The sequence below is a fragment of the Oleiphilus sp. HI0086 genome (assembly GCF_001635225.1).
In genome coordinates this window covers 1-598 of the sequence record NZ_LWFZ01000325.1, presented here as the reverse complement: position 1 = coordinate 598, position 598 = coordinate 1, and the positions used below count along the sequence as shown (strand labels likewise).

The 598-nt window shown below is 47.8% G+C and carries 1 pseudogene; it reads left to right on the top strand.

Features of this window, described 5'->3' with window-relative positions:
• Nucleotides 1–598 (top strand): annotated as a pseudogene (locus A3756_RS27225) (ATP-dependent helicase); the annotation flags it as partial.

Genomic DNA, 598 nt, shown 5'->3' with positions numbered 1-598 from the left:
TCAGACGATATACGAGTTCCGCGGCGCAAAACCCGAATACATCATTAACGGCTTTTCCCAACAGTTTCCAGGGACGCAGAAGCTCAATTTGAGCTACTCATTCCGCTATGGGCATTGCGTTTCTTTATTAGCGAACCACCTGATTTCCCACAACTCAGGGCGACAAGCACTGCTTTGCAAATCACATGAGTCAAACCCCTCTACCCGGGTAGAAGTACACAAGTCTAAAGATGACCCCAAGACAGTGATTGATATCCTCTCAGGCACCCCTTCTCAGGATTTGTCTCAGTATGCAATTCTCACGCGAGTTTGGAGTCAGACGGTGGGCATTGAGCTCGCGTTGTTAGAAGCCGGCATCAATTACCATATGGATGGCTACCCCGGTGTATTCCACTCCAATGAAGCGCAAAGTATTTGCGCACTGTTGGAGTTGGCATGTGGACACTTTAAAACCATGTCTACTGAGCAACGGGCTTTGAAACTGGACCTTCTGTTTCATTTTCCACATGTGGGTTTACCCGACACACAGATCAAGGCCTTTTGTCATACACTTGCTCAGCATGACAGCAATTGGGGACAATTGACCAAGGAAGCCATA